16 protein-coding genes and 2 pseudogenes are annotated in these 21287 nt (G+C 66.9%); 8 read left to right on the top strand and 10 right to left on the bottom strand.

What is annotated here, in order from left to right; genetic code table 11:
- Window positions 1-70 precede the first annotated feature (70 nt).
- Window positions 71-745: a response regulator transcription factor gene (locus N4G47_RS09350; protein ID WP_475286674.1), complete on the top strand. Its 675-nt coding sequence runs from the start codon at window positions 71-73 to the stop codon at window positions 743-745.
- Between the two features lie 3 nt (window positions 746-748).
- Here N4G47_RS09350 and N4G47_RS09345 read toward each other — a convergent pair.
- From N4G47_RS09345 to N4G47_RS09330, 4 genes and pseudogenes are all read right to left on the bottom strand, one after another.
- A pseudogene (locus N4G47_RS09345) lies at window positions 749-4077 on the bottom strand (PAS-domain containing protein).
- A gap of 35 nt (window positions 4078-4112) precedes the next feature.
- Entirely contained in the window at window positions 4113-4586 is a 474-nt protein-coding gene (locus tag N4G47_RS09340; protein ID WP_475286672.1) for a MaoC/PaaZ C-terminal domain-containing protein, read from the bottom strand.
- The gene (locus tag N4G47_RS09335; RefSeq protein WP_475286669.1) at window positions 4583-5461 is read right to left on the bottom strand and encodes an alpha/beta fold hydrolase; all 879 of its coding nucleotides are present in this window, start codon (window positions 5459-5461) and stop codon (window positions 4583-4585) included. Before N4G47_RS09335 ends, N4G47_RS09340 begins: the two co-directional genes overlap by 4 nt.
- An 11-nt stretch (window positions 5462-5472) precedes the next feature.
- The gene (locus tag N4G47_RS09330) at window positions 5473-7671 is read right to left on the bottom strand and encodes a TonB-dependent receptor (protein ID WP_475286667.1); all 2199 of its coding nucleotides are present in this window, start codon (window positions 7669-7671) and stop codon (window positions 5473-5475) included.
- 199 nt (window positions 7672-7870) lie between these two features.
- Between N4G47_RS09330 and N4G47_RS09325 the strand changes: the two genes are divergently transcribed.
- Together N4G47_RS09325 and N4G47_RS09320 are read left to right on the top strand one after the other, a co-directional pair.
- On the top strand, window positions 7871-8875 hold the full coding sequence (locus tag N4G47_RS09325; protein WP_475286665.1) for an extracellular catalytic domain type 1 short-chain-length polyhydroxyalkanoate depolymerase: 1005 nt from the start codon (window positions 7871-7873) through the stop codon (window positions 8873-8875).
- Window positions 8876-8996: 121 nt separating this feature from the next.
- Window positions 8997-10184 carry a serine hydrolase domain-containing protein gene (locus N4G47_RS09320; RefSeq protein ID WP_475286663.1) on the top strand — a complete coding sequence of 396 codons (1188 nt, stop codon included), beginning with the start codon at window positions 8997-8999 and terminating at the stop codon, window positions 10182-10184.
- Between the two features lie 21 nt (window positions 10185-10205).
- On the opposite strand, the gene N4G47_RS09315 is transcribed toward N4G47_RS09320, so the two are convergent.
- From N4G47_RS09315 to msuE, 3 genes are read right to left on the bottom strand one after another with little or no spacing between them, the layout of a single operon-like run.
- On the bottom strand, window positions 10206-11246 hold the full coding sequence (locus tag N4G47_RS09315) for a methionine synthase (protein ID WP_475286660.1): 1041 nt from the start codon (window positions 11244-11246) through the stop codon (window positions 10206-10208).
- Between the two features lie 39 nt (window positions 11247-11285).
- The gene (locus N4G47_RS09310) at window positions 11286-12263 is read right to left on the bottom strand and encodes a DUF1852 domain-containing protein (protein ID WP_475286658.1); all 978 of its coding nucleotides are present in this window, start codon (window positions 12261-12263) and stop codon (window positions 11286-11288) included.
- A 58-nt stretch (window positions 12264-12321) separates the two neighbouring features.
- Window positions 12322-12912 (bottom strand): FMN reductase, encoded by a 591-nt coding sequence (gene msuE / locus N4G47_RS09305; protein ID WP_475286656.1) that lies wholly within the window; start codon window positions 12910-12912, stop codon window positions 12322-12324.
- A gap of 75 nt (window positions 12913-12987) precedes the next feature.
- Between msuE and N4G47_RS09300 the strand changes: the two genes are divergently transcribed.
- The 3 genes and pseudogenes from N4G47_RS09300 to N4G47_RS09290 all read left to right on the top strand — a co-directional run.
- Window positions 12988-13902 (top strand): LysR family transcriptional regulator, encoded by a 915-nt coding sequence (locus N4G47_RS09300; RefSeq protein WP_309340776.1) that lies wholly within the window; start codon window positions 12988-12990, stop codon window positions 13900-13902.
- On the top strand, window positions 13902-14771 hold the full coding sequence (locus N4G47_RS09295; protein ID WP_475286654.1) for a methylenetetrahydrofolate reductase: 870 nt from the start codon (window positions 13902-13904) through the stop codon (window positions 14769-14771). Before N4G47_RS09300 ends, N4G47_RS09295 begins: the two co-directional genes overlap by 1 nt.
- Window positions 14772-14907: 136 nt before the next feature.
- Window positions 14908-15705: pseudogene (locus tag N4G47_RS09290) on the top strand (trypsin-like serine protease); the annotation flags it as partial.
- Window positions 15706-16285: 580 nt separating this feature from the next.
- Here N4G47_RS09290 and N4G47_RS09285 read toward each other — a convergent pair.
- The 3 genes from N4G47_RS09285 to N4G47_RS09275 form a co-directional block, all read right to left on the bottom strand.
- A complete protein-coding gene (locus N4G47_RS09285) occupies window positions 16286-16642 on the bottom strand; it encodes a hypothetical protein (protein WP_475286651.1) in 357 nt (118 codons plus the stop codon).
- 517 nt (window positions 16643-17159) lie between these two features.
- Window positions 17160-17411, bottom strand: a complete 252-nt coding sequence (locus N4G47_RS09280; protein ID WP_107230574.1) for a hypothetical protein — start codon at window positions 17409-17411, stop codon at window positions 17160-17162.
- Between the two features lie 90 nt (window positions 17412-17501).
- Window positions 17502-17918, bottom strand: coding sequence for a hypothetical protein (locus N4G47_RS09275; RefSeq protein WP_475286649.1), 417 nt, complete (start codon window positions 17916-17918; stop codon window positions 17502-17504).
- On the opposite strand from N4G47_RS09275, the gene N4G47_RS09270 reads away from it, so the two are divergent.
- Together N4G47_RS09270 and N4G47_RS09265 are read left to right on the top strand one after the other, a co-directional pair.
- Window positions 17917-18348 carry a BLUF domain-containing protein gene (locus tag N4G47_RS09270; protein WP_475286646.1) on the top strand — a complete coding sequence of 144 codons (432 nt, stop codon included), beginning with the start codon at window positions 17917-17919 and terminating at the stop codon, window positions 18346-18348. The two genes, N4G47_RS09275 and N4G47_RS09270, sit on opposite strands and share 2 nt — an antisense overlap.
- Window positions 18349-18489: 141 nt before the next feature.
- On the top strand, window positions 18490-21138 hold the full coding sequence (locus tag N4G47_RS09265; protein WP_475286644.1) for an excinuclease ABC subunit UvrA: 2649 nt from the start codon (window positions 18490-18492) through the stop codon (window positions 21136-21138).
- Window positions 21139-21287: the final 149 nt, after the last annotated feature.

Genomic DNA, 21287 nt, shown 5'->3' with positions numbered 1-21287 from the left:
CCAGCGGTGCGCGCCAGCGTACCTAGGTCCCCGTGCCGGCCTGCCGGCCTTTTGCTACGCTCGCCAGGACATGCCCACTCTGCTCATCGCCGATGACCACCCGCTGTTCCGCGCGGCCCTGCACCGCGCGGCGGAGGAGGTGGTTGCCGACCTGCAGATCAGCGAAGCCGCATCACTCGATGGAATGCTGGAGATCCTCGAACACCAGTCGGTCGATCTGCTCCTGCTCGACCTGCACATGCCCGGCAATCACGGCTTGGCCGGATTGGCCACGCTGCGCGCCCTGCAACCCGGCCTGGCCGTCATCATCGTCTCGGCCAATGAAGAGCCGCAGGTCATCCGACGCGCCCTCGATCTCGGCGCGGCGGCGTATCTGCCCAAGAGCTCGGGCCTGACCGAACTCCACTCCGCACTGTGCTCGGTGCTGGAAGGTGAGCGCTGGATCCCGCCGTTGCTGCGCGAGCCGGTGGCACGCGTGGCGCCCTTCAGCAAGGACGCCGACCTGGCCGCGCGCCTGGCCAGCCTGTCCGCGCATCAGTACCGGGTACTTGGCCTGGTCGCCGAAGGCCTGCTCAACAAGCAGATCGCCGATCGGCTGGGCGTGCAGCTGCGCACGGTCAAGGCGCACATGACCCGCATCATGGAGCGGTTGGGCGTGCGCAACCGCGCACAGGCCATTCGCGTGCTGCACGAAATGGGTCTCGCCGATCCGTCGCGGCAGATCGAAGCAGCGCCGGACCGTTGACGATCAGGTGGTGCTGGCCGTTGCCAGCAGATGGTTGATCGCCCAGCGCAAGGCCAGGGGCTTGAACGGTTTGCTCAACAGCGACAGGCCCGCCGCCCGCACCGCGTCGCGGGTGGCGCTGCCGGTATCGGCGCTCAGGATCACGGTGGGGCGGGGGCCGTGCCGGGCCGCCAGGCGCTTCCACAGCGCCACGCCGGTATCGCCCTCATCCAGGTGGTAGTCGAACAGCCACAGCGCAGCCTGTTGCGCCGAGGGCCCGATGGCTGAGGCGTCCGTCACCGCAGTGACCTCGCACCCCCAGGACAGCAGCAGCTGCCGCAGCGCCTGCAGCGCCTCTTCGTCGTTGTCCACAATCAGCACGTGAACGCCCTTGAGGGTGCTGTTGCCGATGGCCGCGGGCGCGGTGCTTGGCGTGGCCGGTGGCGTGGCGCGTGCCACGCTGATCGAGAAGGCCGAGCCGCGCCCCGGCGCGCTGCGCAGCTGTAGCGGTGCGTCCAGCAGGTCGGCGATGCCGCGGGCGATGGTCAGGCCCAGGCCCAGTCCCTGGCCGTTGCTGCGGTCGACCCGATGGAACTCCTCGAACACAACCGTTTGCTGCTCCGCGGCGATACCCGCGCCACTGTCGTGCACGCCGATCGACAACCGCTCCCCTGCCGGCGCACGCCCAGCAGCACGCCGCCGTGGCGGGTATAGCGGATCGCATTGGCCAGGAAATTCTGCAGCACCCGGCGCAGCAGCAGGGGATCGCTGTGGACCCAGGCACGGGTCCGCGCGTAGCCGAAATGCAGCCCGCGGGCTGCGGCAAGCACGGCAAATTCCCGGGCCAGCGGGTCCAGTACGCTCGACAAGGCGAACGGTCGCGGATCGGCGACCAGTCCGCCGGCCTGCAGGCGCGAGATGTCCAGCAGACCCGACAGCAGGTCATCGGTGGAATCCAGGGCGCTGCGGATCTGGCGCAGGAAGCTGTCCAGGAACTCCGATTCGATGTGCTGCGACATCGCATCGGTCAGCAGCTGCGCCGCGTGCAGCGGCTGGATCAGGTCGTGACCGACCGCGGTGAGGAAGCGGGTCTTGGCCACATTGGCGCGCTCGGCCTCCTGCACGGCATGCTGCAACTGCGCGGTGCGCTCCTGCACCCGACGCTCGAGGGTTTCATTGCTGCGCTTGAGCGCATCTTCGGCACGACGGAACGCGGTGACATCGGTGAACGTGGCGACGTAGCCGCCGCCCGGCATCGGATTGCCGCGGATCTCCACGATCGTGTCATCCGGGAACACGCGCTCGGACAGATGCGGTGTGCCGCGGCGCATGTGCGCCACGCGACGCTGCAATGCCCTGGCGGGCGAATCACCGGCCGTGTTGCCGATGTCCAGCTGCCCCAGCGCCCACGCCGTCAGGTTCACCACCGGCTGCCCCACATGCAGCAGCTCCGGCGGGAACTTGAACAGCGCGGCATAGCGGCTGTTCCAGGCCACCAGCTGCAACTGCGCATCGACCACGCTGATGCCCTGGCTCATGTTCTCCAGCGCCGCCTCAAGCAGGCGCTGGTTGAAGCGCAGCACCTGGGTGGCTTCACCCACCGCGCGGGTGACCGCTTCCAGCGGGGCGGCACCGCCGTCGCGTGCGGCTTCAACCAGCAGCCGGGCCATGCCGGCGCCGACCACCGCCGTCAGCTCGCGTTCGATGGCCGTGACCCGATCGTCATCCAGCAGCTGTCCGGCGTGCCCTCCCATCAACTGGCGCGCACGTTCCTGCCCCAGGAAACGACCTGCGGTGCTGCGCAGCGAGGCCGCCGCCACCGCGTCCTGGCGGGGCGGCAGTGCCGGCCGCACCGCGCGCGCCACCAGGGCCACGGTCAGCAGGTTGACCGCCAGGCTGGCGCCCATGCTGAGCGCGATATGCCCCGGTTGCAGGCGCAGCGAGACCACGCTCAGCCAGTGCAGCGCGTCGGTGTCGGACGACGGCGATGCGGTGGGAATCACCATCGGCAGCAGCACCAGCCACAGCCAGGCCAGCGAGCCCAGCACGATGCCGGCGATGATTGCCGGGGAGGGCGTGCGCGGGCGATAGACCGCCAGCAGCACGGCCGGTGCCAGCTGCGAAAGCGCAGTGAACGACATCAGCCCGAAGTCGCTGAGCGCCTCGGTGCCGCTCATCGCGCGGCTGTACAGCCACGCCATCAAAAACACGGCAACAATGCCGGCGCGGCGGAACGCCAGCACGCGCGGCCGCAGGTCGGCGCTGGCCACGCCGCGTTCGATCCCGCCCAGCAGGCGCGAACCGAAGCCATGGTTGCCGAGCATGATCGACAGCGTCAGGCCGGACAGGATCATCATGCCGGTGGCCGCGCTCAGGCTGCCCAGATAGGCCAGCAGGGCCAGCAGGTGGTGGCCGCCGGCCTGCGGCAGGGCCAGCACATACAGATCCGGCGTTACCGATGCAGGCAACGCCGCGCTGCCGGCCAGCGCCATCGGTACCGACGGCAGTCCGATCAGCAGCAGGTAGACCGGGAACATCCAGCGCGCCGTCTTCAGGTCCGACGGCTGGCGCAGCTCCACCACGCCCACGTGGAACTGGTGGGGCAGGGTGAAGGCAGAGATCGCACCGAGTGCGACCATGGTGAGGTAGTCCGGCACCACGGCCGGCGCTGGCAGCTGCGCCATCTTCTGCAGCAGCGGCGTTCCGGCCTGCTGCACCGAATGCGCGGCGTACAGGCCGATGGCCAGCAACGCCACCAGCTTCAGGATCGATTCCAGCCCCAGCGCCACCACGATGCCGTGGTTGTGCTCGGTGGCCGAGGCCTTGCGCGCCCCGAACAGCAGGGTGAACGCAGCCATCGTCAACGCGAACCAGAAGGACATGTCCAGCTGCCAGCCCGCAGGCGCGAAGCGATCGCCCAGCAGCGCCCCCAGGCCCTGGCTGACCGCTTTCAGCTGCAGCGCGATGTAGGGAATGATGCCCAACAGCGCCACCAGGGTGATGGTGATGCCCAGCCCCTGATCGGCACGCAGGCGTGCCACCACCAGGTCGGCGATGGTGGCGCTGTTGTGCTGCCTGGCCAGCCGCCCCAGGCGCGCCAGGAAGGGCAGGCCGAAGGCAAAGATCAGCGCCATGCCGACCAGCGTCGGCGGAATCGGGACGCCCCACTGCACGCCCTGCGAGGCCGCCCCGTAATAGGTCCACGCCGTGCAGTGCACGGCCAGCGACAGCGCATAGATCACCGGCCAGACCCGGGCCAGCCGATGCCCGCGGCGCTCGCCCCACAGCGCTACGCCGAACAGCAGTACGGTCCACGCAATGCAGGCGAACAGGACGACAGAAGGCGTCAACATCGCTCCAGTGTAGAGAGAACCCGGACCGGGCGGCGCTAGCCGGCCAGCACGATCAGTGACAGCTGCTCAGCCACCACTGCCAGCGCGCCATCGGTAACCCGCTCGACCGCCTTGTGCTGGGTCAGCAGCCATTGCCCGGGCTGGCGCGGTTGCAGCGAAATCAGCCGCGAGCGCACCTGCACTTCGGCTCCGCTGGCTACCGGTGCCAGGAAGCGCACCTTGTTCAAACCGTAGTTCAGCACATGCGCAATGCCGGGGAAGCCGGTCAGGGCCGCCACGTCGTCCTCCACCATCAGCGACAGCAGCAGGAAGCCGTGCGCGATGGTCTGCCCGCCGGGCAGGTGGCTGCGCGCCCGCGCCGGGTCGACATGGATCCAGTTGTGGTCGCCGGTTGCATCGGCGAAGGCATCAATGCGCGACTGCGCCAGCTGCGTGGCGCGTCCCAGCCGCTCGCGTGCAGCCCACTGCTGCAGGGGCACAAGCGCGGCGGGCAGCGCGCCGTCGCTCATCGCACCCGGTCCAGCAGGGCCAGGATCGCCTCACGCGCTTCGGGCTCGTTCAACATCGGCGCATGGCCCACCTCGGGTACTTCCACCAGGCGTGCAGTGTCCGAGCTGCTGGCCATCTGCCGGGCAACATCGGCCGGCAGAATGTCCGACAGTGCGCCGCGTACCACCAGTACCGGCACCCGCGAAGTCAGGCCGCGCACCGCCCGCCACAGCACCGGACGCAACAGCCACAGCAGCCATGGCCGGGTGGTGCGGATCACCGCCGGGTCGTAGTCCAGTTCCAGCAATCCATCGCCGCGCGGCCGGAACGTGCGCACCGCCATCGCGCGCCAGTCGTCCGGCCCGAAACGCGGGAAGGCCGCATTGCCGATCGATTCGACGTAGGCGGTGGCCTGCGGCAGATCCATCGGCGGCACCGGCTTGCCGGCATATTTGCCGATCCGCGCCAGTGCCTCGCGCGGCACCTTGGGGCCGGCATCGTTGAGCACCGCCGCAGCGATCAGCCCCGGTGCGCGCGAGGCGAGGGTGATGGTGACCAGCACGCCCAGCGAGGTACCGACGAACACCGCCGAGTCGATGTTCTGCGAGTGCAGCAGCGCCACCATGTCATCGGCATACGTGCGCGGGTTGTAGCTGGCAGGGTCCTTCGCACGTTCCGAGCCGGCGCGCCCGCGCAGGTCAACGGCGATCACCCGCCAGCCCGCCGCAGTGAGTGAATCGGCCAGCGCATCGAAGTCGGCACCGTTGCGGGTCAGGCCCGGGATGCAGACCACCGTGCCGCGCGGCGCCTGCCCGGCGGCCGGGGCATGGTCGCGCGCATGCAGGCGCAGGCCATCGCTGCTGTTCCAGTACAGATCTACGCAGGACTGCATCATGCAGAGGTTTCCTAGAAATCGTAGCGGACGCTCAGGCTATATTGGCGCGGCGGTCCGTAGAAGCCAATCAGGGTGCCGACCGCCGGGATGTTGTAACCGGTGGTGCGGTACTCCTTGTCGGCCAGGTTGGTGCCCTGCAGCGAGAACGTCCAGGCGTCATCCAACCGCCAGATCACACCGGCATTGACCAGCCCATAACCGTCCTGGCGGATCACCGGGCTCAGGTCGGTGGTCGGCCAGACCTCGCTCTGGTAGCTGTAGCTCACCCGCGCCGAGAGATTGCCGCCGTTGGCCAGGTCGGTGCGGTACTCCACGTTCAACGCGCCGGAAAAGTCCGGAGCATTGGTGAACTTCATCTGGTCGGCCACATTGACGCCGCGGTCGATGTACTCATCGTACTTCGTGTCCAACCAGGCCAGGTTGCCAGAAATCAGCCAGTGCCGGCTGGGCAGGTACTGGTACTCCAGTTCCAGGCCCTTGACGGTGCCGGCGCCGGCATTGGTGAAGTCGCCGAAGAAGGAATCGTCGATGCCATCGCCATTGGTATCCAGCCCGGTGAACACCGACAGCTGGATATCCTTGTACTTGTTGTAGAAGGCCGACAGGTTCAGGAACAGGCGCTGGTCGAGGAAGGCCATCTTGCTGCCCACCTCATAGCTGTCCACGGTCTCGTCATCGAACGGCTCGGCCGAGCGCGGCACCGCCACGGCATTGGCGCGGATGTTGTAGCCGCCTGACTTGAAGCCGCGCGTGGCCAGCCCGTAGACCATGATGTCCGGGGTGATCTGGTAGTCCAGCGAGACCTTGGGCGAGACGTTCTTGAAGTTCGTCTTCTTGTCGAAGTCCGCCGTCACCGCCACCGGCCGGCTGAAGCCCGGGTCGGCGTAGAGGCGGTTGAGCACGATCGCGCGCTTGTCCTCGTCGGTGTAGCGCGCGCCCAGGTCAAGCTTCAGCGCGCTGGTCAGGTCGAAGGTCCAGTCCGCATACAGGGCGATGCTGTCGGTCAGTACCTTGCCCTGGTTGTCGGCGAACTGTGCGCTGAAGTAGTTGTTCTGGATCTGGCCACCGGCCTCGCCGCTGAACTGGTACAGGCCGACCACGCCGCGCACCCGTCCGCCGGCATCGTAGTTCAGCTGCACCTCGTTGCTGACCTGCTCGTCGTGGTAGGTGCCGCCCACGTCGGCCAGCTTGATCGGCGTGGTGTCGAAGTCGATGTTGGCTTCACTGTCCGATTCACGCTTGGCCACCACATACTTCACGGCGACGTTTTCGTCCGGTCGCCAGTTCACCGTGGCCGACGCGCCCTTGGTCTCGACGTTGTTGAGGTTGCGCATGCCCGAACGGATGTCGTAACGGCTGTCCATTGGTGGGTAGGCACGCAGGAACGGGTTGGGCGCCAGCATCTTCGAGCCGCGCATGCCCGACTGGTCATCGATCCAGTCCAGTGCAAACTGCACGTCGAAGTCATCGCCGGCGTAGGCGCCCAGGTTCAGGCGCGCCGCGTTGATCTGCTTGTCGCTGACCGGCTGGCCAGTGAAGGTGTTCTCGCCGAAGCCATCGTGGTTCATGCTGGCCACCGCCACGCGGGCACGCAGGCCGCTGTCTGCGCCGCCGATGGGGCCACCAAGGGCGGCCTTGGCGTCGAGCTGGCTGTAGTTGCCCACCGTGATCTGGGCGAAACCTTCGGTCTGGGTGGGCAGGCCGCGCGAGATGTACTTGATCGCACCGCCAATGGTGTTCTTGCCGTACAGCGTGCCCTGTGGCCCGCGCAGCACTTCGATGCGCGATACATCGAACACATCCAGCAGCGCCCCCTGCGGCCGGGCGATATACACATCATCCAGGTAGATACCCACCCCGGGGTCGGCGCCCCAGGTCGGGTCGGACTGGCCGATGCCGCGGATATAGGCGGTGACCGTACTGCTGGCGCCGCGTGCCGCATAGATGGTCAGGTTGGGCACCTGCGCATCGAGGTCGCTGATGTCCTGCACGTTCATCCTGTCCAGCGCCTCGGAGGTGAACGCGGTGACCGCCACCGGCACCTCCTGCAGGGTTTCCTCGCGCTTGCGCGCGGTCACCTTGATGCTGTCCAGGTTGGTCGGGGTGGCAGAGCGGGCCGTGGCCGGTCCGGTCGCCGGCGCCTCCTGCGCCAGCGCCGGCGCGGAGGCCAGCAGCATGCCGATCATCAGGCTCAAGCCGTTCCGTTTCATTCCATCCTCCCCAGGCAGGTCCATTGCAGATGGCCCGATGCCACCCCTGCTGCCAAGGCTAGCGGTGTCATCCGGCGCTCACGAGTGGACCTAGGTCCAGTCGGCAGGCGCGTGCGGATGCGGATACTGGCCACGCGCCCCCCGCCGCACGTGCTGCCCGGTACCCCGTCATCCACGACTCATGCAGGAGGATCTGGCCATGAAATCCGCAGTCGATTCAATCAAGGCGATGTTGCTGGTGCTGTGCGCCGGCCTGGCCACGATGGGCAGCGCCTTCGCTGCCGCGCCGGCCGGGCACTGGGACATCGCCCTGTACGGCAATCTGTTCGGTGCCCGCGAATATCAGGTCTGGGTACCGGCCGGCTACGACGGCGCCCAGCCATTGCCGCTGCTGCTGGTCCTGCACGGCTGCGTCAACGGCCCGAACCTGATGGGCGAGGCCTCGGGGTTCAACGATGTGGCCGACACCGAGGGCTTCCTCGTGGTCTATCCACGGCAGAACGTTACCTCCAACCCGGCACGCTGCTGGAACTGGCAGCTGCCGATCAACCAGGCCCGCGACAGCGGCGAGCCGTCGATCCTGGCCGGCATCGTCGACAAGGTGAAGGCCGACTACAGCGTGGATCCGCATCGGGTCTATGTGACCGGCATTTCGGCCGGCGGTGCGATGACCTCGATCATGCTGGCCTGCTACTCGGATGTGTTCGCCGCCGGCGCCATCCATTCCGGTGGCATGTTCAAGGGCGCCACCACCATCTCCGGCAGCGCCTATGCGCTCCTGGCCGGCAGCATCTATTCGCCGGACAGCAACGGGCGCCTAGCCTGGCAGTGCTCGGGCTCGCCCTCGCCACGGCCGCTGCCGGTACTGGTGTTCCATGGCAGCGCCGATCTCACCGTCAACCCGGTCAACGGGCAGCAGGCCGTGCGCCAGTTCCTGCAGACCAACGACCTGGCCGATGATGGCCTGGACAACGATTCAGTGAAGCACCAGCCGACCAGCACCTATCACGGCCAGGTACCGGGTGGGCGCGCCTATACCGTGGATACCTACCGCTACGGCGGCCGCACGCTGGCCCAGCATTATGTGGTGCAGGGCATGGGCCATGCCTGGAGTGGCAGCCAGTCGGGGCTGCCGTTCACCGACCCGAAGGGGCCCGATGCCACGCTGATCACCTGGTTGTTCCTGAAGGATTACCAGCGCTGAGCAAGCGGGCAGGGTTGAGCGCCGGGTTGAGGCGGATCGGTCGGAGGTGCCGGATGGCACCTCCGGCCACCGCCGCCGATCCGCTATCGTGAGCGCCCCAACCGCTCCCACGTGCCAGCGCATGGACGCCACACCGAACACGGCCCGAACCCGATGGAGGCTTCATGCCTTCGTCCTGTCCACCGCGCTGCTGGCCGCCGGCTGCGCCGATACAACGGTGCCAGCCAACGATCTGGGTACGGATATCGACCAGGTGGCCCAGACCCTGATCGAGCAGCCGTTGCTGCACTCGGCCTCGATCGGCGTGGTCCACCGTGGCCAGACGTTCATCCGTCATCGCGGCACCATGCAGCCCGGAAAACCCGACGCGCCGACCGATGCCACCCTCTATGAGATCGGCTCGTTGAGCAAGACCCTGGCCGGCGCGCTGGTGGCCAATGCGGTGCTGGAAGGCAAGCTGGGGCTGGATGACGACGTTCGCACCTACCTGCAGGGCGACTATCCGAACCTGCAGTACCAGGGCGCGCCGATCCGCATCCGCCACCTGCTGACGCACACCAGTGGCCTGCCGAACATGCTGCCCGAGCGCGCGAACACGATACTGGCCGACTTCACCGATCACCGCACACCGGCTGAACTCAATGCCCTCTACGCCGGTTACGGCAAGGTCGATTTCCTCAACGATCTGCACGCCGTGCGGATTCCCCGGGCGCCGGGCAAGGAGTACGCGTACTCCAGTGCCGGATCCCAGTTGACCGCACACCTCCTGGAACGGGTCCATGGGCGTGACTATGAGGCGCTGCAACGCGCGTTCTTCAGCGACGCGGCTGGAATGACCGGCGTCACGATCACCCTCAGTGACGCCGAAGCCTCGCGACTGGCGGTCGGCTACCACAGCGACAACCCGGTGCCGACCACGCCCATGCCGGGGTTGCCATGGGGAGCATCCGGCAACGTGAAGGCCACCGTGCCCGACATGGTGAAGTACCTGCAGTTCCAACTGGCCAACGGGCCGGTGGTGAAGGAATCGCACCGCACCCTGGCCCGGTTCGACGACGAATTCAGCGTCGGCTACTTCTGGAACATCGTTGCCGGCGATCGCCTGAAGGGCACCTACTATGCCCATCATGGCGGCGTGCCCCGCTCGCAGTGCTACATCTACATCATGCCGAAGCATGATCTGGGCATCTTCGTCATCACCAACCAGAGTGGCGAGCAGACCGCGCACGCCATGGAAGCGGCCGTCGATTCGCTTGTGCAAAGGATCGCCGCGCGCGAAACCGCAGCGAACCCGGCTGCGTCCCCCTGAAGGAGGACGCGCTGCCCGGCATCAGGCCAGAGCGGAGAGCTCCTCACGCACCAGCTTCGCCCCCGCGCTGAGTGCGCGCAGCTTGCCGCGTGCCACCGCGCGCGGCAGCGGGGCCATGCCACAGTTGGTACTCGGGTACAGCTTGTCGGCATCAACGAACTGCAACGCCTTGCGCAAGGTGTTGGCCACGTCCTCCGGTGTTTCGACCGTGTGCGAGGCCACATCGATGGCGCCCACCATCACCTTCTTGCCGCGCACCAGCTCGATCAGGTCGATCGGCACATGCGAGTTCTGGCATTCCAGCGAGATGATGTCGATGCTGGAGCGCTGCAGCTTCGGGAACGATTCTTCGTACTGGCGCCATTCCGAACCCAACGTCTGCTTCCAGTCGGTGTTGGCCTTGATGCCATAGCCGTAGCAGATGTGCACGGCGGTCTCGCACTTCAGCCCTTCAACCGCACGTTCCAGCGCCGCCACGCCCCAGTCGTTCACTTCATCGAAGAACACGTTGAAGGCCGGCTCATCGAACTGGATGATGTCCACGCCGGCCGCCTCCAGCTCCTTCGCTTCCTCGTTGAGCAGCTTGGCGAACTCCCAGGCCAGCTTCTCGCGGCTCTTGTAGTGGGCGTCGTACAGCGTATCGATCATGGTCATCGGGCCGGGCAGCGCCCACTTGATCGGTTGCGCGGTCTGCCGGCGCAGGAACGTCGCGTCCTCCACGAACACCGGCTTGGGGCGGCTGACCGCGCCGACCACGGTGGGCACGCTGGCGTCGTAGCGGTTGCGGATGCGCACGGTCTCCCGCTTCTGGAAGTCGACACCGCTGAGGTGTTCGATGAAGGTGGTCACGAAATGCTGCCGGGTCTGCTCGCCATCGCTGACGATATCGATGCCGGCGTGCTGCTGTTCCTGCAGCGAAAGGCGCAGGGCGTCCTGCTTGCCTTCAACCAGGCCGTCATCCTGCAGCTTCCAGGGTGACCACAGCGTTTCTGGCTCGGCCAGCCAGGAGGGCTTGGGCAGGCTGCCCGCGGTGGAGGTGGGGAGCAGTATCTTCGTCGGCATTGCGGCGTGTTTCCTAGGCGGCGAATGAAAAGCGATGGATCAGCGGGCGGCCCACTGCTCAAGCACGGCGCGGTACGGCTTGATGAAGTGTTCCTCGGTGAACCGACCCTGCTTGACCGCCAGCTGGCTGCGCTCTTCGCGGTCGTAGACGATGCGGGTGGAGGAATAGTCCTGGTGCTTCAGGCTGGGCTGGTAGACCTTGCCGGCCACCGAATTGGCGTTGTAGATCTCCGGGCGGTAGATCTTCTGGAAGGCTTCCATGGTGCTGATGGTGCCGATCAGCTCCAGGTTGGAGTAGTCGCCCAGCAGGTCGCCGCGGAAATAGAACGCCAGCGGCGCGACGCTGCCCGGCGGCATGAAGTGGCGCACCTGCAGGCCCATCTTGTCGAAGTACTGGTCGGTGGCGGAGAACTCGCCCTGGCGGTATTCCATGCCCAGGATGGGGTGGTGGTTGCCGGTGCGATGGTAGGTCTGGCTGCTGGACACGCTGATGCAGATCACCGGCGCCTTGCTGAAGTTGGCGCGGTAGGCCTCCGACTGCAGGAAGTGCTTGAACAGCTTGCCGTGCAGGTCACCGAAGCCTTCCGGTATGCCGAACGTCGCCTTGCCTTCGTTGCTGGCCGGCAGCACCACGCTGAAGTCGTAGTCGCGCACATAGGACGAGAAGTTGTTGCCGACGATGCCTTCGATGCGCGCGCCGGTGCGGGTATCGACGATGGTCGGCCGCAGCACTTCAATCAGCGGGAAAGGGTCTGCATCGCTGGCATCGTCGATGTGCATCTCCACCGAGATGATGTCCAGCTCCACGCTGTAGCGATCGGCGCCCGGGTTGTCCCAGTGCGCCAGATCGTTGAAGCGGTTGTTGATCATCCCCAGCGTGTTGCGCAGGTTCTGCTGGCGCGCGTCGCCTCGGGCCAGGTTGGCGAAATTGGTGGTGATGCGCGTGCCGTCAGCGGGCTGGTAGTCCTCGTTGAAGGGAATGCGCGAGATGCGGAAGGTGAAGGCGTCGGTGGTCATGGGCGGCGTTCCGTGGTGCAAGGTGGCATCCGAAGGCAAAGGGGAGGGCGTTCGGCATTCAAAGAGCGGCAGCGGTCGCGGCCAGGGCCGGCGCGCAGCGACGCGGTAACGCCAGCAGCGGCAGCGCCCGCTGCACGGCCAGCCGCGCCCGCTCGATCAGGGCGTGGCTGTGCAGCCGACCGTCGGCGAAATCGCGGTCGGTGGCGTACACACCCAACGGCAGGGTGCGGGCCTGGAAGAAGCTGAAGAGCGGCCGCAGCTGGTGGTCGATCATCAGCGCGTGGCGCTCGCTGCCGCCGGTGGCAGCCAGCAGGATCGGGGTATCGACCAGCGCGTCCTGGTCGATGAAGTCGAAGAAGTGCTTGAACAGGCCGGTGTACGAGCCGCGATAGACCGGCGTGGCCACCACCAGCACATCTGCCTGCTCGACGCTGGCCAGCGCGTGCTGCACGGCGTCCGGCAGCTGTGAGCGCCACAATGCACCGGCCAGATGCGGGGCCAGCTGGCCCAGCTCGATCAGGTGCGGGTCGCTGGGCGCGTGCTCGCCAATCACATCGAGCAGGTGCTCGCACAGTGTGGCGGCCCGGGAGGGGCGCTGCAGTCCGCCGGAAACGGCGACGGTGCGGAGGGGGCGGGTAGGCGAAAGCATGAGCCGATGATAGCCACGCCCTTCCATGACGTAAAATGGTATTACTTCACCAATCCATGAGCAGGATTCATCGTCATGCTGGAGCGGATCCACCTGAGCATCGTGCAGCAGGTCGAGCAGCAGGGCTCGCTCACCGCCGCCGCCGGCGTGCTCAACCTCACCCAATCGGCGCTGAGCCACAGCATGAAGAAGCTGGAGCAGCAGCTGGGCACCGACATCTGGCTGCGCGAGGGCCGCAGCCTGCGGCTGACCCAGGCCGGGCAATACCTGCTGGCCGTGGCCAACCGGGTGCTGCCGCAGCTGGACCTGGCCGAAGAGCGGCTGGGCCAGTTCGCCCAGGGCGAGCGCGGCACGCTGCGCATCGGCATGGAATGCCACCCCTGCTACCAGTGGTTGCTGAAGATCGTCTCGCCGTACCTGGCCGCGTGGCCGGATGTGGATGTGGACGTGAAGCAGAAGTTCCAGTTCGGCGGCATCGGCGCTTTGTTCGGCTATGAGATCGACCTGCTGGTCACCCCCGATCCCTTGATGAAGCCCGGCCTGAAGTTCGTCCCGGTGTTCGATTACGAACAGGTGCTGGTGGTGGCCAAGGACCATGCCCTGGCCAGGGTGGATCATGTAAAGCCGCGCCAGCTCGCCCAGGAAGTGCTGATCAGCTACCCGGTGCCGTTCGAGCGGCTGGACATCTACAACCAGTTCCTGCTACCGGCCGGCATCACCCCGCGGCGCCACAAGGCCATCGAAACCACCGACATCATGATGCAGATGGTGGCCAGTGGCCGCGGCGTGGCGGCCATGCCGCGCTGGCTGGTGGAGGAGTACGCCGCGCGCATGGACGTGGTGCCGGTACGCCTGGGGGCAAAAGGCATCCCCAAGCAGATCTACCTGGGCGCGCGCCAGAGCGACACCGGCATCGACTACCTGGAGGCCTTCATCGAGCTGGCCCGCCACAGCACGCCCATCGCCCGCGCCGCACACGGGGTTGCTTGATGTCCGCATTGCTTTCCGCGCGGGCGCGCGCCTTCATCAACGCCTTTTCATTGGAAGTCAGCGCCAAGGCGCTGCCGGCGCTGCGCGAACAGGCTGCCCGCATCGCACCCGGCACGCTGGTCTCCATCCCTTATCTGGCCAGCGAAGACGACGAGGCACGGCTGGCCGCGGCGCGCACGGTGCGCGAACTGGGCTTTGCGCCGATGCCGCATGTTTCTGCACGCCGCGTGCCGTCGCGCGCGGCGCTTGAGCGCTTCATCGGCCGCGCCGTCAGCGAGGCCGGTGCCGAGCGCTGCCTGCTGATTGCCGGCGATCTGTCCACGCCCGCTGGACCCTTCGCAGACAGTGCCTCGATCATCGCTACCGGCATCCTCGAGCGCGCCGGCATCAAGTCGGTCGGCATCGGCGGGCACCCGGAAGGCCACCCGGTGATGGACGATGCGCAGCGCTGGCAGGTGCTGGCGCACAAATGCCAGGCCATCGAAGCACGCGGCATGGCGCCGAAGATCGTCACCCAGTTCGCGTTCGATGCCGACCTGGTGCTGGCCTGGCTGCACGCGTTGCGTGGCCACGGCATCAGCCATCCGGTGCTGCTGGGCGTGCCGGGCCCCGCCAGCATTGCGCGGCTGGTGCGCTACGCCACGATGTGCGGCGTGGGTGCCAGCACCTCGATGCTGGCCCGCTATGGCATTTCGATTGGCCGGCTGCTGGGAACCGCAGGCCCGGAGGTGTTCGTGGATCGTCTGATGCAGGGCTTGCGCGACGACGATGGCCCGGTCAGCCCGCACGTCTTCCCGTTCGGCGGCGTCGCCCCCTCGCTGGACTGGATCGATGCGTATCGGCAGCGTGGCACCCCAGGCAGCCGCTGAACGATCTGGCCCGCGCACGATCGAGGCCCGCTTTTGCGGGCTTCGTCAAGCCACAGAGGCGTTTCGTCGCAGGTCTTCTTCCGCAGCGGCGGGTTCGGCTAGGCTGCGCGCACTGACTGCCAGATTGAAGGGACCCATGAACCGATGGTTGTTGCTGGCCCTTGCCACATTTCCCTGCGCCGCCGGTGCCGTGGTGATCCGTCATGACGTTGACGATACCCGCTACCGCATCGAGGCCGCCGCGTTCCCGGCACTGGCCGACATGCCGGGCGAAGGGCATGGCGTTCTGATTGCGCCGCGCTGGGTACTTACCGCAGCGCATGCGGCGCCGATGGAAGGCATGGGCGCAACCGTCGCCATCAACGGGGCGAACTACGGCGTCGAACGGGTCGTCCTGCATCCCGGCTTCAAGCGCATGCCGGAAGCCCTGGGGAAAGAGGCGATGGCCACGGGCAGCGCGTCGAAGATCCATGCGTTCCTGGCGACCTCCGATGACATCGCGCTGGTCAGGTTGGCGACGCCGGTCAACGATGTGCCGCCGGTCGCGCTCTATCGCGGCGCCGGCGAAGCCGGGCAGGTTGCCGTGCTGATCGGGAAGGGCGCCACCGGCACCGGCGCCACTGGGCTGGTGCCGGGCGGGTCGCATCGCACGTCGCTGCGCCGGGCCTACAACGCCATTACCGGTGGCAATGATCGCTATCTCTGGTATCGCTTCGATGCGCCGCCGCAGGGGCTGCCGCTGGAAGGCGTGCTGGGCGGCGGCGACAGTGGTGGACCGCTGCTGATCACCGTGGGCGACCGACAGCAGCTGATCGGTCTGGGCTCGTGGATCACCGCCGTGCCCGAGCATGCGCTGGAAGCGGGCTTCTACGGCCAGATGGTCTACAACGTCCGCGTCTCGCGCTACATCGACTGGATCGAGTCGGTAATGAGCCAGAGCCCCCTTTGTAGAGCCGAAGGTGGCGGCAGGAGCCGCCGCCAACGTCGCTGGCGACGGCCCGAAGGATGCCGGCCAGGACGGCCGGCATCGCCATGCTCGGCTAAAGCTCTCAACCACATCGATCATCCTCAGCCACGCCACCTGCCAACCACTGCAACACCCGGTCCATCACAACAGGCTGCGGCACGCCGGCAGACATCTGGTCCAGCGCGCCCAACGGCTCCATCTGCCATCGCAGGAAGGCCCGCAACGGCAGAACATCCGGCGCCCGCTGCTCGGCATCCAGCGATACCTGCATCAGCAGACGCTGCGGCCGCCGCTCCAGCCACAGCACCGGAACGCCGCGGCAGTGAATCTGCAAAGACGCGCCTCTCGGCGTATCGACGAAGTGAAAGCCCTGCCGTGGCCGCTCCTCCACGAACTGCATTGCCTGACGGCGCAGCTGCAGGAAGCGATCGTCGGAGATGAGCTGGAACACGAGCTGCTCGGGCACGGGCGGCGTTGGCCATCGAAGCCGCACCGCCACCACCACGGCAAGGCTCAGCACCGTGGTGGCCCAGCGGAACCAGACCATTCAGACCTCCGGGCGCACCCGCGTACTGGCGTGCGCGGTCAGCCCCAAGCCGGCCATGATCAGGCCCTCCATCACCCGGGGGCCAACATATTGCGCCAGCTCGCCGTTCTCGCGGGCGCGTTGCGCGGCCAGCAGGATTTCCATCACCACCCGCAGGCCCGCCAATGAGCAGTCGGTGTCCGCAAGGGCGATACGCCGCCCGGGCAGTTGATGGCGCTCTGGCCAGGGCTGTCCATCGGAGGCGGCGCCTGCGCCAATGCTGTGCAGCAGGGCGATGAGCGTGTTCGGGTCCGGCGCGGGCCCATTCGCAGGCGCGTCGTGGATCGGGTGTGGGGCAGGGGAGTGCGGCGTGGTCATGGCGGGGCTCCTTGCGTGCAGGCAGAAGCCGCCACCGATAAAGGTGGCGGACGATGCGTGGTTCGAAATCCGGAGCACGACTAGACCGGGTGGGCACGAGGCCCCCACGCACCGCCCGCCATAGCCGGCCGACGGAGTGCCAGCCGACACCACGCTAGGTGATGCCGGCTGGCAGGTGCAAACAACAGTCGTGCTACCGGGATTTCGACCCCCGACCACCCGTTTTCGGTGGCCTGGCTAGAATTACGCCCGGCTGCACGAGATGCCAACACAGTGAGGTCAATGCCGTCACGGTGTTTGACGCGTTTGGCATTGTCGCACACCACGGAAAGGCGCCAGACGCTTGCCCAGCAAGGGATGCCAGCAGTTGGCCCGCCCGTGGGCCCTGAGCCCCATTCGCCCGGAGGGTCGAGGAGCAAAAGAGGTCATATACGACACGTAGTCGCATCTGCGTCGCCATCGCGGTGCCGCGCGCAGAGCCAATTGCTCACGTGGCGCGTGAAGCCTGTCGTACCGGTCAACGCTGGGGATGGCGCATGTCTGGCGGGCAACTCACCAGGCCGGCATTGCTGATCGCCTGCCGCGTGCCGCAGGCAGGGCAGGCCAGCACAGTGCCCCCGGCCACATGCTCCATGTCCTGCTCGCTCCAGACGCTGGCCGCGCCGCAGGCCGTGCAGGTGGCTTCAATCTGCAGCGCACGGGCCAACCCGCCCTCTGCGCCCAGCCGATAGGTGAGGTTGGTGATCTTGAAAATGCCGGTATGACTCATCGGAACGCCAGAATAGGTCTACAGCAGAAAGATAGGGCCGGGCAGAGGGCAGGCGCGTTGATGCGGTGTTGAGGCGAGGTGGAACCGGATTCAGTCACCACCACGCGAATTGAATTCTTCAAGCCTGGCACGGCTGACCGACTGGTGATTGCCACAACCCGGGCAGCTGAGCGCAGCCGCCCCATCGAGGTCGACCAGCCCGTGGCCGGGAATGGCGCGGAACTGCCTTGAGCATTTCAAGCAGGCGCAATCAATGCGGGTGACCTGCAGCAGGGTGCCATCTGCACGTGTCACTCCTTCGACGCTTGTTACATAGAACTGTCCGATGTCACGCATGAAGATGAACAAAGCCCTGAACGTGAGGCGCCCATCATGCCTGCTGGCACACGACCCAGGGCCGGGTGAATTCTGAAGAGTTAAGAATGCAGCGCCGGGTTGCATCTTGAACGGGATGCTAGAGTGTGAGTGCGTGCCGACGTGGCACTGCTTTTCCAAGGCGAAGACCATGCCCATCCGGGCCGTTGTATATGCAAGTGAAGTAGCCGAGGGTCTTTCGATTGAGCACCTGGAAGCGCTCGTCGCCGATGCGGCGAGGTTCAACCGGGTTGCCGGCGTAACCGGCGTGCTGCTGCACGATGGCGTTCGGTTCGTGCAGTACTTCGAAGGCCCCGAAGACGGGGTGGCCAGCGTGTATGAGCGTGTGCTGCAATCGAGCAGCCATACCGGCCTAGTCGAGCTGGCGCGAGGCCGTGTTTCAACCCGGCAGTTCCCCTATTGGTCGATGCAGCAGCTTCCCGCCGACCAGCTTCTGGTGGGTAGGCTGGCGCGGGCTGACTGGTCGCGCTTCAAGATCAGCGAACCGGAGAACATCGAAGGCTCGGTGTGGGGTATCGATGTACTGGCGGCCGCCGTGGCGCCACACGTGCAGGCTGCCTAGCCGGCACGCGGATCAGGTTCGGACGTGACGCGCGATGCGTCACGCGATCATTCCCATCACCCGCATTCACCCTGCAGCAGCGAGAATGCAGTTCTGGACGCGCACGGGTGCGCGTCGCTCACTGCCTGCAGGATCGCGAAGATGTCCCACACCCCCGTTGCTGGATCGCCATGTGCCGCCGCCGCGAGCGGCTTCGTGGAGGTGCGTGGCGCGCGCGAACACAACCTCAAGAACGTTGATGTCTCCATACCGCGCAACGCGCTGGTGGTGTTCTCCGGCGTCTCCGGTTCCGGCAAGTCCTCGTTGGCGTTCGGCACCATCTTCGCCGAGGCGCAGCGGCGCTACTTCGAATCGGTCGCGCCCTATGCCCGGCGCCTGATCGACCAGGCCGGCGTGCCCGATGTGGATGCCATCGACGGGCTGCCGCCCGCGGTGGCATTGCAGCAGCAGCACGGTGCCAGCAATGCACGCTCATCGGTGGGCAGCGTCACCACGCTGTCCAGCCTGGTGCGCATGATGTATTCGCGCGCCGGGGCATACCCGGCCAACCAGCCGATGCTCTACGCCGAGGATTTCTCGCCCAACACGCCGCAGGGCGCCTGCAGTACCTGCCACGGGCTGGGGCACGTCTATGAGGTGACCGAAGCCTTGATGGTGCCGGACCCATCGCTGAGCATCCGCGAGCGCGCCATCGCGTCGTGGCCGCCGGCGTGGCACGGGCAGAACCTGCGTGACATCCTGGTCACGCTGGGCTACGACATCGACGTGCCGTGGAAGAAGCTGCCGAAGAAGGACCGCGAGTGGATCCTGTTCACCGAGGAAACGCCGAGCGTGCCGGTCTATGCCGGCTTCACGCCTGCCGAAACCCGCGCCGCGCTCAAGCGGAAGCTCGAACCCAGCTACATGGGCACCTATACCGCCGCGCGTCGCTACGTGCTGCACACCTTTGCCAATACCCAGAGCGCGCTGATGCGCAAGCGGGTCTCGCGCTACATGGAAGGCAAGCTGTGCCCGGCCTGCCACGGCAAGCGCCTGAAGCCGGAAGCACTCTCGGTCACTTTTGCCGGCGTGGATATCGGCGAGTTCATGCGGCTGCCGCTGGATCAACTGGCCGATCTGCTGGAGCCCATCGCGCAGGGTGACTTCCGCGCGCAGCGCCAAGGCGCACGCGCCAGCGGCAACGCCACACGTCGCGACCGCGCCGCGCGGGCAGCCAGTGGCCGCGCCGTCCATGCGACGGCTCCCGATGTGCGGCTGACGTCGGCCCTGTCTGAAGAGAAGCGGCTGGCGGCACAGCGGCTGGCTGAAGGGGTGATGGCGCGCGTGCGGCACCTGCGTGCGCTGGGCCTGGGCTACCTCTCGCTGGATCGCGCCACGCCAACGCTGTCGGCCGGCGAACTGCAGCGGCTGCGGCTGGCCACCCAGCTCAGCTCGCTGCTGTTTGGCGTGCTGTATGTGCTCGATGAACCCTCGGCGGGCCTGCATCCGGCCGACAGCCAGGCGCTGGACAACGCGCTGGACCGCCTGCGTGATGGCGGCAACTCGGTGTTCGTGGTCGAACATGATCTGGAACTGATGCGCCGCGCGCAGTGGCTGGTGGATGTGGGACCAGAAGCCGGAGAGCGGGGAGGCCGCGTGCTGTACAGCGGCACACCCGACGGCCTGCGTCAGGTGCAGGATTCGCGCACCGCCCTGTACCTGTTCGATCAGGTGCCGGCAGCGGCCAGCCGTCAGCGCAGCGCCGCCAGCTGGTTGGAGCTGAAGGGCATCCACCGCCACAACCTGCGGGGCGTGGATGCGCAGCTGCCGCTGGGGGTGCTGACCGCAGTGACCGGCATTTCAGGCTCAGGAAAATCCAGCCTGATGGCCCAGGCATTACCGGAGCTGATGCTGCTGCACCTGGGCCATGAACCGGTGGACGACGGCGCGGAGAACGCGCCTGCCGAAGGACCCACCGTCATCGAAGCCACACACGGCCAGCTGGCAGGCGATGTCGACGCCATCCAGCGGGTGGTGCAAGTGGACCAGAAGCCGATCGGCCGTACGCCTCGCTCCAACCTGGCCACTTACACCGGCCTGTTCGACCACGTGCGCAAGCTGTTCGCCGCCACCCCGGCCGCGCGCCGTCGCCGCTTCGATGCCGGCCGCTTTTCGTTCAACGTGGCCAAGGGCCGATGCGAGACCTGCGAAGGCGAGGGCTTCGTCAGCGTCGAACTGCTGTTCATGCCCAGCGTCTATGCGCCGTGCCCCACCTGCCACGGCGCCCGCTACAACGAAGCCACGCTGAAGGTGCTGTGGAACAACCGCAACATCGCCGAGGTCCTGCAGATGACGGTGGACCAGGCGCAGGCATTCTTCATCGAGGAAGCGCCCATCACCCGGCCGCTGCAGCTGCTGCAGGAAATCGGCCTGGGCTATCTGCGGCTGGGCCAGCCGGCTACCGAACTCTCCGGCGGTGAGGCGCAACGCATCAAGCTGGCCACCGAACTGCAGCGCAGCCAGCGCGGGCGCACGCTTTACGTACTGGACGAACCCACCACCGGCCTGCACGCGTCGGACGCGGACAGGCTGCTGGTGCAGCTGCAGCGGCTGGTGGACGCGGGAAACACGGTGGTGATGATCGAGCACGACATGCGCGCGGTCGCCCAGGCCGACTGGGTGATTGACGTGGGGCCGGGTGCAGGCGGTGCCGGTGGCACCATCGTGGCGAAGGGAACGCCGCATCAGGTCGCCCGGGCCAAAGGCAGCAGGACGGCGCCGTTCCTGGCGCGCGAGCTGCCTCCTCTGTAGCGCCGAGCCATGCTCGGCTATCGACCGCCAGCGCAACCTGCTATTGGCCCGACACCGTCCTGCCCCGGCTGCCATGCCTTCTTTTCACGCGACGATCCTCGGTGGCGACGCGCGGGTGGCGAGGAGAAACCAGCTGCTCGCGGCGTTCC

This window comes from Stenotrophomonas sp. GSD10, assembly GCF_056172695.1.
The sequence above is the reverse complement of the archived record's forward strand: the minus strand, read 5'-3'. Positions and strand labels throughout refer to the sequence as shown.